This is a genomic window from Pseudomonas cistanchae (assembly GCF_054483635.1).
On record NZ_JBTLWN010000001.1, the window covers coordinates 289,316 to 303,978 of the forward strand.

The 14,663-nt window shown below is 61.1% G+C and carries 14 protein-coding genes; 3 read left to right on the top strand and 11 right to left on the bottom strand.

All coding sequences use genetic code 11. The features are described from left to right. Nucleotides 1-106: 106 nt before the first annotated feature. Entirely contained in the window at nt 107-1,120 is a 1,014-nt protein-coding gene (locus ACX0MV_RS01315; RefSeq protein ID WP_458980689.1) for a DUF5924 family protein, read from the top strand. Nucleotides 1,121-1,227: 107 nt separating this feature from the next. Here the strand turns inward: ACX0MV_RS01315 and ACX0MV_RS01320 are convergent, their stop codons facing one another. From ACX0MV_RS01320 to ACX0MV_RS01335, 4 genes are all read right to left on the bottom strand, one after another. After that, entirely contained in the window at nt 1,228-2,457 is a 1,230-nt protein-coding gene (locus ACX0MV_RS01320; protein WP_458980690.1) for a nucleoside recognition domain-containing protein, read from the bottom strand. Between the two features lie 114 nt (nt 2,458-2,571). Next, nucleotides 2,572-3,033 carry an inhibitor of vertebrate lysozyme family protein gene (locus tag ACX0MV_RS01325; RefSeq protein WP_458980691.1) on the bottom strand — a complete coding sequence of 154 codons (462 nt, stop codon included), beginning with the start codon at nt 3,031-3,033 and terminating at the stop codon, nt 2,572-2,574. Between the two features lie 9 nt (nt 3,034-3,042). After that, nucleotides 3,043-3,207, bottom strand: coding sequence for a DUF1328 domain-containing protein (locus ACX0MV_RS01330; protein WP_458980692.1), 165 nt, complete (start codon nt 3,205-3,207; stop codon nt 3,043-3,045). Between the two features lie 151 nt (nt 3,208-3,358). Further along, nucleotides 3,359-3,793: a ferritin-like domain-containing protein gene (locus ACX0MV_RS01335; protein WP_458980693.1), complete on the bottom strand. Its 435-nt coding sequence runs from the start codon at nt 3,791-3,793 to the stop codon at nt 3,359-3,361. Between the two features lie 263 nt (nt 3,794-4,056). On the opposite strand from ACX0MV_RS01335, the gene algB reads away from it, so the two are divergent. Beyond that, entirely contained in the window at nt 4,057-5,403 is a 1,347-nt protein-coding gene (gene algB, locus ACX0MV_RS01340) for a sigma-54-dependent response regulator transcription factor AlgB (protein WP_458980694.1), read from the top strand. Further along, complete coding sequence (locus tag ACX0MV_RS01345; protein ID WP_458980695.1) at nt 5,400-7,184, top strand: KinB sensor domain-containing domain; 1,785 nt, start codon at nt 5,400-5,402, stop codon at nt 7,182-7,184. The genes algB and ACX0MV_RS01345 overlap by 4 nt, the downstream gene beginning before the upstream one ends. A gap of 76 nt (nt 7,185-7,260) precedes the next feature. Here ACX0MV_RS01345 and ACX0MV_RS01350 read toward each other — a convergent pair whose 3' ends face one another. The 7 genes from ACX0MV_RS01350 to ACX0MV_RS01380 all read right to left on the bottom strand — a co-directional run bounded on the left by ACX0MV_RS01350 (nt 7,261) and on the right by ACX0MV_RS01380 (nt 14,568). Continuing rightward, on the bottom strand, nt 7,261-7,446 hold the full coding sequence (locus ACX0MV_RS01350) for a PA3371 family protein (RefSeq protein WP_458980696.1): 186 nt from the start codon (nt 7,444-7,446) through the stop codon (nt 7,261-7,263). Nucleotides 7,447-7,540: 94 nt separating this feature from the next. Continuing rightward, on the bottom strand, nt 7,541-7,795 hold the full coding sequence (locus ACX0MV_RS01355; RefSeq protein WP_458980697.1) for a hypothetical protein: 255 nt from the start codon (nt 7,793-7,795) through the stop codon (nt 7,541-7,543). Between the two features lie 182 nt (nt 7,796-7,977). Continuing rightward, nucleotides 7,978-8,361 (bottom strand): response regulator, encoded by a 384-nt coding sequence (locus tag ACX0MV_RS01360; protein ID WP_458980698.1) that lies wholly within the window; start codon nt 8,359-8,361, stop codon nt 7,978-7,980. A 90-nt stretch (nt 8,362-8,451) separates the two neighbouring features. Further along, nucleotides 8,452-9,651, bottom strand: coding sequence for a hybrid sensor histidine kinase/response regulator (locus ACX0MV_RS01365; RefSeq protein WP_458980699.1), 1,200 nt, complete (start codon nt 9,649-9,651; stop codon nt 8,452-8,454). Next, entirely contained in the window at nt 9,645-10,259 is a 615-nt protein-coding gene (locus ACX0MV_RS01370; RefSeq protein ID WP_458980700.1) for a chemotaxis protein CheB, read from the bottom strand. Before ACX0MV_RS01370 ends, ACX0MV_RS01365 begins: the two co-directional genes overlap by 7 nt. Beyond that, nucleotides 10,256-11,077, bottom strand: a complete 822-nt coding sequence (locus tag ACX0MV_RS01375; RefSeq protein ID WP_458980701.1) for a CheR family methyltransferase — start codon at nt 11,075-11,077, stop codon at nt 10,256-10,258. Before ACX0MV_RS01375 ends, ACX0MV_RS01370 begins: the two co-directional genes overlap by 4 nt. Continuing rightward, nucleotides 11,077-14,568: a response regulator gene (locus ACX0MV_RS01380; protein ID WP_458980702.1), complete on the bottom strand. Its 3,492-nt coding sequence runs from the start codon at nt 14,566-14,568 to the stop codon at nt 11,077-11,079. Before ACX0MV_RS01380 ends, ACX0MV_RS01375 begins: the two co-directional genes overlap by 1 nt. Nucleotides 14,569-14,663 lie beyond the last annotated feature (95 nt).

The following is a 14,663-nucleotide window of genomic DNA, read 5'->3' on the forward strand; positions in this document are numbered from 1 at the left end:
GCCAGGACGCTCGCTGCTGAACGGGTTTTGCCCTGTCCACCCGACATAGCGCGCCAATAGTCCGTATGCTGCCGCACTTGCCCGCTCCTTTGCGTTCCAATACGCCATGATTGCCTGGAAACAACACCTGCATCGCCTGATCGCCCTGGGACAAGCCCATCCTGGGATCGTGGCTATTTTCGGCTTCGTTTCGGGGGTTGCCAGTTTTTTGCTGGTTGATCGGCAAGCCGAGCTGGCGCGCGTGCTGGGCCTGGTGATGCTGGTCAGCTGGTTGTGGCTGATCCTCGAGAACGTGCTGCGCGAGCAGATCGCGCGCTGGTTCGGCGTGCAATTGCCACCACCGCTCCTGCGGTACGCCACCCAGATGATTCACCAGGAAAGCCTGTTCTTCATCCTGCCGTTCTTTTTCATCACCACCACCTGGAACAGCGGGCAGCTGCTGTTCAGTGGTCTGCTGGCCGCAGCCGCACTGGTGTCGATCATCGACCCGCTCTACTACAAGTGGCTGGCGCCACGGCGCTGGCTGTTTCTCGCCTATCACACCCTGGCCTTGTTCGCGGTGCTGCTGACTGCGCTGCCGATCATCTTCAAGCTGACCACCCCGCAGAGCTATCAACTGGCACTGGCGGCCGCCGTGCTGCTGTCGTTCCCCAGCCTGATGAGCACCATCACCGTGCAGCGCTGGTGGCGCGGCTTGTTACTGGTCGGCCTTAGTGTGGTCATCGGCGCTGGCGGCTGGCTGGCGCGGGTCTGGGTGCCGCCGGCGACCTTGTGGCTGACCGAGGTCGCGGTCACCACCGAATTCGACGACTCTAACCGCGCTCCGGGGGAAAGCCTCAAGCAGTTGAGCCTTACGCAATTGCGCAACCAGGGGCTATATGCCTACACCGCGATCAATGCGCCGCGTGGCCTCAACGAGCGGATTTATCACGTCTGGCGGCATAACGGCGAAGAGGTCGAGCGAATTGCCCTGGATATCCATGGCGGGCGCAAGAAAGGCTACCGCGCCTGGACGCACAAGCAGAATTTCCCCGAGCAAGCGAGCGGTCGCTGGCAGATTCAGGTATTGACCGAAGCGGGGCAGATGATTGGCGTGCTGCGTTTCCAGGTGACCGAGTAGCCAGGGCCACGAGCGCGCTTGTAGGGTGGACATGGCGAAGCCTTGTCCACCGCTGGCGACATCAATGGCGGACAAGCCTTCGGGCGGCCTTGCGCAAGTACCGCTGTTTAGCCGAAGAACCAGTAGCACACCATGATCGCGGCGATCACGCCCGCCAGGTCGGCGAACAGCGCACAACCCACTGCATGGCGTGCGCGCTGGATGCCTACCGCGCCGAAGTACACCGCCAGCACATAGAAGGTGGTTTCCGTACTGCCCTGCACGGTCGCCGCGACCAGCGCGGGGAAGCTGTCCACACCAAACGTCTGCATGGTTTCGATCAGCATCGCCCGCGCCGCGCTGCCGGAGAACGGCTTGACCATGGCGGTGGGCAAAGCATCGATAAAGCGCGTATCCCACTCCAGCCAGGTCACCAGCGCCCGGATGCCGTCCAGGCCGAAGTCCAGTGCGCCCGATGCGCGCAGCACGCCAACCGCGCAGAGCATCGCGACCAGGTACGGCAGCAGGCTTTTGGCGACATCAAAACCTTCCCGTGCACCTTCGATGAAGTTCTCATAGACCGGCACCCGCCGCAGCGCACCTACCAGCAGAAACAGCAGGATCAAACCGAACAGCGTGAGGTTGCCGAGCAGTGAGGAAAGCGCGGCCAGCGCCGTGGACGACAGGCCGGCCAGCAGCGCCATGAATGCGCCCAGCAGCAACGCGCCAGGCAGCAGGTAGGCGAGCACCACCGGGTCCCACAGACGCAGGCGTTGCATCAGCGCCACCGAGAGCAGACCGGCCAGCGTCGATGCGCTGGTCGCCAGCAGAATGGGCAGGAATACCAGCGTCGGATCTTCCGCCCCCTGCTGCAGGCGATACATGAAGATCGACACCGGCAGCAGGGTTAGCGACGAGGCATTGAGGACCAGAAACAGGATCTGCGCATTGCTGGCCACCGTTGCGCTGGGGTTGAGTTCCTGCAGCGAGCGCATGGCCTTGAGGCCGATCGGCGTGGCCGCGTTGTCCAGGCCCAGGCCGTTGGCAGCGAAGTTGAGGGTGATGAAGCCGAGTGCGGGGTGGCCGCGCGGTACTTCTGGCATCAATCGCGCGAACAGCGGGCCGAGTGCACGCCCCAGCAGGTCGACCAGGCCCGCCTTTTCGGCGATGCGCAGAAAACCGAGCCACAACGTCAGGGTGCCGAATAGCACCACCATGACTTCAACCGACAGCTTGGCCATGGCAAACAGGCTTTCAACCATGGCGGCAAACACCGCCGGATCATCGCCAACCAGCCAGCGGGACAGGCCCGCAATTGCCGCGACAACGAAAAAGCTCAGCCATAAGCCGTTCAGCATCGGTCATCCCCCGGAAACGATGGCGGGATGATAACGCGCTCTAAACGGACTGTATTGAGGGTGCTGCGGTTGGGTGGCAGAAGATGCGGCATCGGCGCCGTGAGCGCCGAGCACCTAGTACCAGTTTGGATCGCGTTTCAACTGCTCTTCGAGCAAGCGTTTCTGCGCTGCATCCGGTTCGCCTAGCCAGCGGAACGTCGCATGCTTGCTGGGCGCCTTGTCCGTCGGCAACGCGTCCGGCACCTGCACGTAAAGCGCATAGGCCTTGGCTTTGTCCCAGGTAAAGGCGGCATACAGGCGTTGGTTGAAACAGTTCTCCGGCAGGCAAAGGGTGCCGACCAGGTAATTGTCTCCATCGTCTTCCAGCGCTTGCATTGGTTCGGCGTAGCCGCTGAGGTTGAGGATCCAGTCGGGTAAGCGGCTCTCATCTTCGATCAATGCCTGCCAGCTTTCACGGTATTCCTCGTGGCTACTGAGCAGCTCGTTGAGGCGCATCTGCGCATCGGTGTCTGCGGCTAAAGCCGCTTCGCCGCTACCCAGCAACAGGACAGCAGCGAGCGTGATGGCGTATTTCATCAGGACGGCCTACAGACGCGGACGGCGACCCATGATGAAGGACACGATAAACAGCACCAGGAAGACCACAAAGAGGATCTTGGCGATACCGGTAGCCGTACCAGCAATACCACCGAAACCCAGCACTGCGGCGATGACGGCGATGATCAGGAATGTAATAGCCCAACTTAACATGGCGTTTCTCCTTGCTTGGTTTGATGCGCATCAAGTTGCGCGGTCTTAAGGTCAGAGCAGCACGTTTGCAAAAAGGTTCGTAGCTTTTTGTCGCACTTCTCTAACGGTCCATCATTGAAACTGGCGCGCGACTTCCGTATCGCGCAAAAACCTACTGCATTGACTGCTTGAGACTACGCATGCGGTCATGGCAGCTGCGTACCTTGGGCATTTCCACCGCCAGCAAGGCGCGCACGTCTGGCTCGGCGTTCTCCAGCGCGTCCTCAAACGCATGCAAAATGCGATCTTCCGTGTCTTCCAGTTGCGCCACATAGGTGGCGCCTTCATCACTCGACAGGCTCGCGCGCGTATCGGCGTAGACCTGGCGCAGCTTGCCGATGAAGGTTCCGCCAGGGGCTGGCTGTTCCTGGTTGGCCGCCACTTTCATTGCCAGGGCGTGGATCATCTCCGTCTTGGCCTGGGACATTTCGCGGAATAGGGTCTTCAGCCGGACGTCCTTGACCTCGTCATGCGCATGTTCATAAAAGCGCTGACCATCACGGGTGATTTCGATCAGTTCGTTGAGCTGCGCGGTTTTGCTGGTCATAGTGATTCCTTTGACATCAGGTGCTGCTCGGGCAATCGAGAGACGGGCTCTCAAGGCTTCGACCGAAACCAGCCCTGGATGAGGGTGTTACTGCAGCTCCTGTGCCAGCTAATAAATTAATTTTTATTCATTTAAATCAAATGGTTAACTCTGTTTGTAAGAACTTATCCATGCAGGCTGCATGATCGTCGCGAACGAGTCATGCAACTTGCACGAGGTTTGCCGGACTAACCCGCATGCAATCAGTAATAGGAGCAATGGCCATGGAAGCATCAGCCTCGAAAAGCGGACGAATTCTGCTGGTCGACGACGAAGCGGCAATTCTGCGCACCTTCCGTTACTGCCTGGAAGATGAGGGGTACCAGGTCAGTACCGCTAACAATGCGAGCCAGGCCGAAGCGCTGCTGCAGCGCCAGGTATTTGATCTGTGTTTTCTCGACCTGCGCCTGGGCGAGGACAGCGGCCTCGATGTGCTGGCCCAGATGCGCCTGCAGGCACCCTGGATGCGCGTCGTCATCGTGACTGCACATTCCGCGGTGGATACCGCAGTGGACGCCATTCAACTCGGCGCGGCGGATTACCTGGTTAAGCCCTGTAGCCCCGACCAGCTGCGCCTGGCCGCTGCCAAGCAGCTGGAAGTCAGGCAACTGGCCGCGCGCCTGGAAGCGCTGGAAGGCGAGGTGCGCAACGTCAAGGATGCCCTCGACTCACACAGCCCGGCGATGATGGCGGTGCTGGAAACTGCCCGTCAGGTGGCGGTTACCGATGCCAACATCCTCATTCTCGGCGAGTCTGGCACCGGCAAGGGCGAGCTGGCGCGGGCGATTCACGGCTGGAGCCGGCGCGCAAAGAAATCCTGCGTCACCATCAACTGCCCGTCGCTGACCGCCGAGCTGATGGAAAGCGAACTGTTCGGGCATACCCGCGGCGCCTTCACCGGCGCCAGCGAAAGTACCCTCGGCCGGGTCAATCAGGCCGATGGCGGCACCCTGTTTCTCGACGAGATCGGCGACTTCCCGCTGGCCTTGCAGCCAAAGTTGCTGCGCTTCATCCAGGACAAGGAATACGAACGGGTCGGCGACCCGGTGACCCGGCATGCTGACGTGCGCATCCTGGCCGCGACCAACCTCAACCTCGACGACATGGTGCGCGAGGGCCGCTTCCGCGAGGACCTGCTCTATCGCCTGAACGTGATCACCCTCAACCTGCCGCCATTGCGCGAACGCCAGGACGACGTGATGGTGCTGGCGGAGGGCTTTCTCGCGCGCTTCGTCAAGGAATATGCGCGGCCAGCACGCGGCTTCACCGACGAGGCGCGCGCCGCGCTGCAGGACTATCGCTGGCCCGGCAATATCCGCGAGCTGCGCAACGTGATCGAGCGCGCCAGCATCATCTGCGCCCAGGAGAACGTCGACGTCAGCCACCTCGGTCTGGGCAATCAGCCGGTCAGCAGCGTGCCACGCGTCGGCGCCGATCTTAGCCTCGAAGCCCTGGAGAAAGCGCACATCAGCGCGGTGCTGGCCACCACCGATACGCTGGACCAGGCGGCGAAAACCCTGGGGATCGATGCTTCAACCCTCTACCGCAAACGCAAGCAGTACAACCTGTGAGGTTTGCGATGACGCTTCGCACGCGGCTGTTTCTCAGCTTCTCGGCGTTGATCACGGTCTCGCTGCTCGGCCTGCTGTTGGGGGTCATCAGCGTGATGCACATGGCCAGAAGCCAGGAGACCTTGATCCAGCGCAGTTTCACCACCATCGAAATCAGCCAGAAGCTGCGGCAGAACCTCGGCGATCAGCTGCTCATTCTGATCAGCGAGAAGCCCGATATCCGGGTGCTGGAAACCTCTAACAAGTTGTTCAAGATGCTGCTTGACCAGGGTTTGCAGATGCCGGACCGCGCGAGTCGGGAAGGCTTCGAGGGGATCGAACGCGCTTACCTGACGTTCCAGCGAACCATCGCCGAGCCGCCGGGCAAGCGCTGGGTGGTCGTCAGTGACAGTGATTTCACCAAGGACTTCGATGGCGTGCGCATGCAGCTAATCGCGGTGCAGCAGCAGGCGATTGATCGGGTCAGCCGCGCCGAACGGCAGATCCGCGAACGCGCTAAGCTGATCGCCGGCCTGCTGGGGCTGTTGTGCATCGCGGTGCTGGTGGTCGGCGGGCTGACCGCACAAAGCATTGCCCGGCGATTTGGCGCGCCCATGGAGGCGCTGGCAAAAGCCGCTGACAACATCGGCCAGGGCAACTTCGACGTCACCCTGCCGGTTTCTCCGGTTACCGAAATGACCTTGCTCAGCCGGCGCTTTGGCTTGATGGCCGAAGCCTTGCGCCATCACAAGGCGAGCAACATCGAGGAGCTGCTGGCCAGCGAAAGCCGCCTCCAGGCCGTACTCGACAGCATCGACGACGGCCTCGTCATCATCGATGCCAACGGCCGGATCGAGCACGCCAACCCGGTTGCGATCCGCCAGCTGTTCTGGCTCAGCGATCCCCATGGCAAAAGTCTTGGCGAGCTGCTCGCCCGGCCGGAACTGGACGATGCCACTCAGCGCGTCTTGAGCGGCCAATTGCTGGAACATGCGCCCCAAGACCTGCCGATCGAAACCTCGGGAGAGAAACGCCTGTTGGCCTGGGCGCTTACCCCCGTATGCCATACCAATGGCCATAGCGTTGGCGCGGTGATGGTATTGCGCGATGTCACCGAGCAGCGCGCGTTCGAGCGGGTACGCAGCGAGTTTGTATTGCGCGCCTCCCACGAATTGCGCACCCCGGTAACGGGGATGCACATGGCTTTCAGCCTGTTGCAGGAGCGGCTTAAATTCCCCGAAGGCACTCGCGAGGCAGACCTGATCGAAACGGTCAATGAGGAGATGCAGCGGCTGGTGCAACTGATCGCCGATCTGTTGAATTTCTCCCGTTATCAGAACGGCTTGCAGCGCCTCGAACTGGCGCCCTGCGACCTCAATGAGCTGATCGGCAAGACCCGCGATCGCTTCAGCGAACAGGCGGCGGTGAAAAGCATCAGCATTGATACCCAGGTGCAGGACAGCCTGCCAATGGTCCCGCTGGATCGCATGCAGATTGATCGGGTTCTGGATAATCTGCTGGCCAACGCGCTGCGCCACTGCGGGGAGGGTGGCGAGATACAGCTACAGGCCCGCCGACACGGCGAGAGGCTGATCATCAGCGTGCAGGATAACGGCGAGGGGATCGACTTCAGCCAGCAGGCACGGATCTTCGAACCCTTTGTGCAGATCGGCAAGAAAACCGGTGGCGCTGGCCTTGGTCTCGCGTTGTGCAAGGAGATCGTGCAACTGCACGGTGGTCGCCTGAACCTCTATTCGCGCCCTGGGCAGGGCTCGCAGTTCTATATGGCGCTGCCTATCTGATAGGTGATGGCTGGAGCAATACGTATGGCGTGTTGCGAGGAGTCTTGCACGCTGATTCATGGCGCGTGCTGACGACTCAACGCAAAACCGGATCGAACTTGAAGCGCCGCCCGAGCACCATGGCACCGATGAACAGGGTCAGAAATATCCCGAACGCCAGCTTGGCAATCGCCACCAAAGAAGCTTCGGGTAGCGGGGCGAACAGCACCACGGCGCCTGCAACGGCGGTCAGTATCAATAGACAGAACGCGCTCTTAGACATGATGATTTCCTGTTTCCTGCGCGCCGTTTCGACGCTGTCAAATTTGGGCCCGATCCCTGAGCCACACAATCATGAACCGTATTTCGATACCGATTTAGAACACCCAGCGCTGGGTCTGCACGGTGACATGCATGTTCTGTTGGGGCTCATTGCTGATGGTCACCCAATGGGCGGTCGGCTTGGCGGTCTGGGCGCGCATCACACGGTCAATTTCGCGGCGTTCGTCGATCTGCTGTTGCACCGCAATCGAATGGCGCTCTGACGACACATGGAATGCCGGGGAAGTGGTGGCATAGGTTCCGCTTGCGACGATCGCAGCGACACTTAGCAACTTCGATAGGGTTTTCATGTGGCGTCTCCATCGCAAATCAGAAAAATCTGAGTAAGCAATAGCAGACACCGTGCCAGCTTTTTTAAGCTGAAAAATCCTTAATTATCAATTAGTTATAAAAGCTTCACATAAGAATAAAATGCAAAATGCATGAGTGCATAACTGGCGCATTGCAAAATGCACGAAGTGGCACATGGCCTTTAGTGGCTAGGTAGCAGTGCGTCAATTCGCGCGCGCAGAACTGCCAAAGAGAAGGGTTTCGCCAGAATAGGCGCAACCAGGAGGGTGGAAGTTGCCGAATCAATGATCTCGGCTGGGTGACCACTCATGTAGATGATGCTCAGGTCCGGCCGCAGCTTCAGTGCCGGTTCGGCAATCATCACACCCGTCACCCCACCAGGCAGGCGATAGTCGGTGATCAACAGATCAAGCTTGGGCTGCCCCGCCAGAATGTTGAATGCCTCGGCAGCTGACTCGGCCTGCAGTACCTGAAAGCCTTCACCCTCAAGGTAATCCGCAAGGGTGGCTAGGAACGCCGTGTTGTCTTCTACGATCAATACGATTCTGCTGGGTTCGGCATTCATGGTGACATTCCGCAAAAACAGGGCTGAGAACAGCCCAGATCGCGCGATACAGATCGCGCTAGCATTTTCGACCGCGGCAACTGAGTAAGTTCAGCTGTTTTTTTCCATCGTTTGCGGCAAGCGAACATGGAAGCAAGAGCCCTCGCCCGGCACGCTGGAGACGCCGATCTGCCCCTGGTGAGCGTCGACGATCTGCTTGGTGATGAACAGGCCCAGGCCCAGGCCCTGTACCGAGTGCCCGCAATTGACCCGTTCGAACTGCTGGAAGATGCGCTGCTGATCGTCCGCTGAAATACCGATGCCTTGATCGCGCACCTCCAGCCGGGCGACGCCCTGATCGGCGTGCACGCGGATTTCTATCGGTTTTTTTGCGCCGTAGCGCAGGGCGTTGGTCAGCAGATTGGCGACCACCTGTTCGATTCGATACTCGTCCCAGACCCCCGGAACCGGCTGCGGCGCGATCAGCTCGACCTGGCTGCCGGCGGCGGCGATCTGTGCGCCGAGGTTCTCCAGTACCCGCGCCGCCAGGGCGGCCAGGTCGCATGGGACAGGCCGTATCGACAGTTTGCCGGTGCGAATGCGCGAGACGTCGAGCATGTCCTCAATCAGGCGAATCAGGCTATTGAGCTGGCGTTCGTCGCGATCGGTCATGGCGCGCAGCTTGTCCAGGGTAAACGCGTCGGCATTGCCCTTTGCCAGGTGCAGCTTGCGCAGCTGGGTCTCCAGAATCAGGCCGTTGAGCGGGGTACGCAACTCATGGGAGACGATCGACATGAAGTCATCGCGCATGCGCACGGCAAGGCGCAGCTCGTCCTGGGTGGTGCGCAGCTCGCCGAGCAGGGTTTCCTGTTCCTGGCGGCTTTTCTCCAACGCCTGGACCTGGTGCTTGATGGCCTGGCGTTGTTGGTACAGGTCGACAAACACCGTGACCTTGCTTTTCACCGCCTGGATATCGAGCGGCTTGTGCATGAAGTCTACGGCGCCACTTTCATAGCCCTTGAACGCGTAGTTCATTTCGCGCCCGGCAGCGCTGACGAAGACGATGGGGATGTGCTTGGTCTTTTCCGTGCCGCGCATCAGCTCGGCGAGTTCGAAGCCGTTCATGCCGGGCATCTGCACATCGAGAATGGCCAGGGCGAAATCGTGCTGCAACAGCAGGACCAGCGCCTCATCGGCGCTGGTCGCCTTGTAGATCAGACGATTTTCACCACGGATCAGGACGTCCAGAGCCAGGAGGTTTTCCGGCAGGTCGTCAACGATCAGCAGTTTCGCTTCAAGTGTGCTTAGCATGGGCGTCTGTTCAGCTCCGTGAGCAACGTTCGGATGGCAGGTAGTGCCAGCACCAGGTCTGGCTCGAATAACGCTAGCGCCGCTTCGGGCATGGTCGGCACCTGGGCGTCCGCGGGGTTCTGCACCACGGTCAGGCCACCACTGCGCTTGATACTGGCCAACCCGGCGGCGCCGTCATGGCTGGCGCCGGTCAGCAGCACGCCCACCAGCCCGGCGCCGAATACATCGGCGGCGGACTCGAACAGGATGTCGATCGAGGGCCGCGAGTAGTGCAACGGCTCTTCGCGGCTAAAAGAAAAACTGCGATCCCGCTCGACCGACAGGTGGTAGCCCGGCGCGGCGAAGTACAGGGTGCCGGCCTGCAGGAACTCGCGGTTGTCCGCCTCTTTGACGCGTAATGCGGTGCGCAGGCGGAACACCTCAGCCAGCTCGCTGTTGCGGTCTTCGGGTACGTGCAGCACCACCACGATCGGCAGGCCGTAGTTGGCCGGCAGCTCTGCCAGCAGCATGAGCAACGCATGCACGCCACCGGCGGACGCGCCTATCACCACAGCCTGGGCGGGCGCGCGGTGCAGGGTTGCGGGCAGTCGCGGGTCAGATCGGCTCATGTCTTGCGGAAGATCCGCTCCTGTTTGCTGAGCGCCTCGAAAGCGCTGCCGTAGTTGGAAAACTCCAGGCTTTCCTTGCTGCCCAGGCCGAGAAAGCCGCGGTGGCACAGCGATTCGTGGAACAGGCCGAGCGCGCGGTTCTGCAGGGCGTTATCGAAATAGATCAACACGTTGCGACAGGAGATCAGCTGGGTCTCGGAAAACACGCTGTCGGTGGCCAGGCTGTGGTCGGCAAAGGTCACATGGTCGCGCAGCGATTTATCGAACAGCGCACTGTCGTAGGCGGCGGTGTAGTAGTCGGATAACGCCGCCAGGCCGCCGGCGTTCTGGTAGTTGGCGGCGTAACCCTGCACCGTTTCCAGGTTGAAGATGCCGCGCTGGGCCTTTTCCAGGGAGCGCGGGTTGATGTCGGTCGCGTAGATGATTGAGCGATCCAGCAGGCCTTCTTCCTTCAGCAGAATGGCCAGTGAGTAGACTTCTTCGCCGGTACTGCAGCCGGCCACCCAGATCTTCACCGAGGGGTAGGTTTTCAGCAGCGGTACTACCTGCTGGCGCAGCGCCAGGAAGTACGGGGGGTCGCGAAACATCTCGCTGACCGGGATGGTCAGGTACTGCAGCAACTCCATGAACATGTCCGGGTCATGCAGGATTTTTTCCTGCAATGCGGAGATGGTCTTGCAGTTCAACTGGGTCAGCGCGTGGCGCACGCGGCGCTTGATAGATGCGCCGGAGTAGTTGCGAAAGTCGTAGTTGTACTTGAGGTAGATTGCCTCGATCAGCAAACGCAGTTCGATATCGATGTTGCGTTCGGGCGCCATCAGATCCGCTCCAGCTTGGGCATCCATACGCGTATCAGGGCAAACAGCCGGTCCAGGTCGATGGGCTTGGCCAGGTAATCATTGGCGCCTGCCTGCAGGCAGCGATCCTGGTCGTCCTTCATCGCCTTGGCGGTTACCGCGATGATCGGCAGCTTGCGCCACTGCGGATTCTTGCGGATCTGCTGAGTCGCTTCGTAGCCGTCCATCTCGGGCATCATCACATCCATCAGCACCAGGTCGATGTCACTGACCTGCTGCAGTTTGGCCAGCGCCTCGTGACCGTTGCGGGCGATCTCGATCACCGCACCCTTGAGCTCCAGCGCGCTGGTCAGGGCGAACAGGTTGCGCACGTCATCGTCCACCAGCAGGATGCGCCGGCCCTCGAACACCTTGTCGCGGTTGCGCGCGGTCTTGAGCATCCGCTGGCGGTCGCTGGAGAGCTGCGATTCAACCTTGTGCAGGAACAGCGTGACTTCGTCGAGCAGACGTTCCGGCGAACGCGCGCCCTTGATGATGATCGAGCGCGAGTACTTCATCAGCTCGGCTTCTTCGTCGCGCGACAGGTTGCGCCCGGTGTAGACGATCACCGGCGGGAACGCGCGGATGTTAGCGCCGGCCATGCGCTTGAGCAGCTCGTTGCCCTGCATATCGGGCAGCTTGAGGTCGATGATCATGCAGTCGAACACGGTGTCGCGCAGCAGCGCCAACGCCTGCTCGCCCAGCGCCACGGCGGTGATTTCGATATCGTCGTCGCCGATCAGGCGGGCGATGCTCTCGCGTTGCAGGTCGTCGTCCTCGACCAGCAGGATGTGCTTGACCCGCTGCGCCAGCTTGGCCTCGAGTTTGGCGAACACCTCCTTGAGCTGCTCGCGGCTGGCCGGTTTGACCGCATAGCCGATCGCGCCGAGTTGCAGCGCGGCCTCCATGCGGTCTTCGACGGAGATCACGTGCACCGGAATGTGCCGGGTTTTCGGATCGTCCTTCAGCCGTTGCAGGACCGTCAGGCCCGAGGCATCCGGTAAGCGCATGTCCAGCAACACCGCATCCGGCAGCAGCTCGGCAGCCAGTTGCAGGCCTTCGTCGGCACCATGGGCGACCAGGCAGTTGTAGCCAAGCTCATGGGCCAGGTCGTAGAGAATCTGTGCGAACTGAGGCTCATCCTCGACCACCAGGATGCGGCGGCCGGCGCCATCGGCCCGGTCGCGGTCGTCGGCAAATCGGGGAGTCGGCACCTGCGGCGGGGCTACCGCGGGTGCGGGCATTTGCGCCGCTGGCGGAATGAGCAGAGGCTGGTGCAGCGGCATCGTTGCGAGGGTGGGTAAATCGACCTGCGTTTCTTCATAGGTTTCCGGCAGCAGCAGGGTAAAGGTGCTGCCCTGGCCCGGTGCGCTGCTGACCGTGATGGCGCCGCCGAGCAGTGTAGCCAGGTCGCGCGAGATTGACAGGCCCAGGCCGGTGCCGCCATAGCGGCGGTTGGTGGTGCCGTCGGCCTGGCGGAACGCCTCGAAGATGGCGAGCTGCTGGTCCTCGCGAATGCCGATGCCGGTGTCCTTGACCGCGAAGGCGATGCCGGCGCCCGGCTGGCGCGAGACAGTCAACGTCACCGCGCCCTGTTCGGTGAACTTGAACGCGTTCGACAGCAGGTTCTTGAGGATCTGCTCGACGCGCTGCTGGTCGCTGAACAGCATGTCCGGCACGCCGGCCAGGGTTTCGATGGTCAGCGTCAGCTGCTTGTCCTGCGCCACCGGCTCGAATAGGTCACGCAGGCCATTAAGCACGCGCTCGACCGGCATCTGATGCGGGCGCACGTCGAGCTTGCCGGCTTCGACCTTGGAAATGTCGAGGATGTCGTTGATCAGATGGAGTAGATCGTTGCCTGCGGAGTAAATGGATTCGGCGAACTTCACCTGCTCTTCGCTGAGGTTGCCGTCGCTGTTGTCGGCCAGCAGTTTGGCCAGAATCAGCGAGCTGTTCAGCGGTGTGCGCAGCTCATGAGACATGTTGGCGAGGAACTCGGATTTGTACAGGCTGGCGCGTTGCAGCTCCTGGGCACGCTCTTCGAGCTGCGTCTGGACGCGGTTCAAGGCATTGTTCTTTTCGTCCAGCGCGTCGCGCTGCTCGGACAGCATCTGGGTCTGATCGGCAAGCTGTTCGTTGGTCTGCTCCAGCTCGGCCTGCTGGGTTTCCAGGTGCGCCTGGGATTCCCGGAGAATGTGCGACTGCTCTTCCAGCTCTTCGTTGGCGGTGCGCAGCTCTTCCTGTTGCACTTGCAGTTCTTCGTTGAGCTGCTGGGTTTCCGTGAGCACTTCCTGCAGGCGCTGGCGGTAGAACGCACCTTCCAGAGCAGTGCCGATGGTGTCGGCGATCAGCTCGAGAAACTCGCTATCACGCGCCTGCAGGGGCCGCAGGAACCCCAGCTCAAGCACGCCGTTAACCCGGTTGTAGACCCGTGTTGGCACCAGCAGGATATTCAGCTGGTCAGTGCTGCCGAGCCCCGAGCCAACCTTGAGGTAGTCGTGGGGCAGGTCATCCAGGCGGATCACCCGACCCTCGCTGGCGGCCTGGCCGACCAGGGAGTCATCGTCGGCGAACGGCTGCTCGGTCGCTTCATGGCTGAAGCCGTAGGCGGCGATGCGTGTCATGCCGCCCTGTTCGTCACGGGCATAGAGCGCACCCACGGTGACATTCAGGTACTGGGCAAGGTGGCGCAGTGCGTTGCGCCCGAGTACGCCCAGGGTCAGCTGGCCGAGTACCTGTTCGGCGAGCAGGCTCTGCCCGGTGCGTAGCCAGGCTTTCTGGGCGAGCAGCTCGGCGGCCTCTTCCTGGCGTTTCAATGCGTCCGCGTAGCCTTCGGCCAGGCGCATCAACTCGCGCCGGCCAATAAATGCGAGCAGGGCGCTAAGCAACAGGCTGAACAACAGGAAACCTGCCACGGTAAAGATCACCGTACGGTTGGCGTATTCGTTACGGGTCTGCCGCAGCTGCTGCTCCGAGCGGGTGAGGTCGTTGTATTCCTTGCGAATTTCATCGGACAAGCGTTTGCCCTGACCGCTGCGCACGGCACGCTGATAGTCGAGATTGCGCTGCCGCAGGTCGATCATGTTGGCGGCAAAGACATTCCATTGCCGTTGCAGGGCTTCGACCCGGCCCAGGCGCTCAAGCTGCTGCGGATTGTCGGCAACCAGTTCGCGCAGCCCGGCCAGCGCCGCTTCGATGCGTGGTTTGGCCAGCTCGTAGGGTGCAAGGAATTCGTCATCGCCAGTGATCAGAAAACCGCGCAGGCCGGTTTCCTGATCGACGCTCAGCCTGAGCGCCTCATTGGCGTTGCTGATGACCCGGTCGGTATGTTCGACCCACTTCAGTACGCTCAACAGATAAAAGATCAAACCGATGAAAAAAATCGCGCTGATCAAGCCGATCGCTAATGGCAACGCAACGTTGCGCCTGAGAATTCGACGAAAGCCGAGCTCGTCGATCAAGGAGCGGGTCATGGCAAATCCTGCATAAAAGTGGTTTCGGCAGCATGGGGCAATCCGGCACGTCGCGGTTGGCCTTTATCATCGGCCTGGGTTGGTGGACGTACAGA

What these genes read in the sequence shown, in the direction of transcription:
- ACX0MV_RS01315 (WP_458980689.1), top strand. Translation starts at nt 107, where the DNA reads ATGATTGCCTGGAAACAACACCTGCATCGCCTGATCGCCCTGGGACAA.
- ACX0MV_RS01320 (WP_458980690.1), bottom strand. Translation starts at nt 2,457, where the DNA reads ATGCTGAACGGCTTATGGCTGAGCTTTTTCGTTGTCGCGGCAATTGCG.
- ACX0MV_RS01325 (WP_458980691.1), bottom strand. Translation starts at nt 3,033, where the DNA reads ATGAAATACGCCATCACGCTCGCTGCTGTCCTGTTGCTGGGTAGCGGC.
- ACX0MV_RS01330 (WP_458980692.1), bottom strand. Translation starts at nt 3,207, where the DNA reads ATGTTAAGTTGGGCTATTACATTCCTGATCATCGCCGTCATCGCCGCA.
- ACX0MV_RS01335 (WP_458980693.1), bottom strand. Translation starts at nt 3,793, where the DNA reads ATGACCAGCAAAACCGCGCAGCTCAACGAACTGATCGAAATCACCCGT.
- algB (WP_458980694.1), top strand. Translation starts at nt 4,057, where the DNA reads ATGGAAGCATCAGCCTCGAAAAGCGGACGAATTCTGCTGGTCGACGAC.
- ACX0MV_RS01350 (WP_458980696.1), bottom strand. Translation starts at nt 7,446, where the DNA reads ATGTCTAAGAGCGCGTTCTGTCTATTGATACTGACCGCCGTTGCAGGC.
- ACX0MV_RS01355 (WP_458980697.1), bottom strand. Translation starts at nt 7,795, where the DNA reads ATGAAAACCCTATCGAAGTTGCTAAGTGTCGCTGCGATCGTCGCAAGC.
- ACX0MV_RS01360 (WP_458980698.1), bottom strand. Translation starts at nt 8,361, where the DNA reads ATGAATGCCGAACCCAGCAGAATCGTATTGATCGTAGAAGACAACACG.
- ACX0MV_RS01365 (WP_458980699.1), bottom strand. Translation starts at nt 9,651, where the DNA reads ATGCTAAGCACACTTGAAGCGAAACTGCTGATCGTTGACGACCTGCCG.
- ACX0MV_RS01370 (WP_458980700.1), bottom strand. Translation starts at nt 10,259, where the DNA reads ATGAGCCGATCTGACCCGCGACTGCCCGCAACCCTGCACCGCGCGCCC.
- ACX0MV_RS01375 (WP_458980701.1), bottom strand. Translation starts at nt 11,077, where the DNA reads ATGGCGCCCGAACGCAACATCGATATCGAACTGCGTTTGCTGATCGAG.
- ACX0MV_RS01380 (WP_458980702.1), bottom strand. Translation starts at nt 14,568, where the DNA reads ATGACCCGCTCCTTGATCGACGAGCTCGGCTTTCGTCGAATTCTCAGG.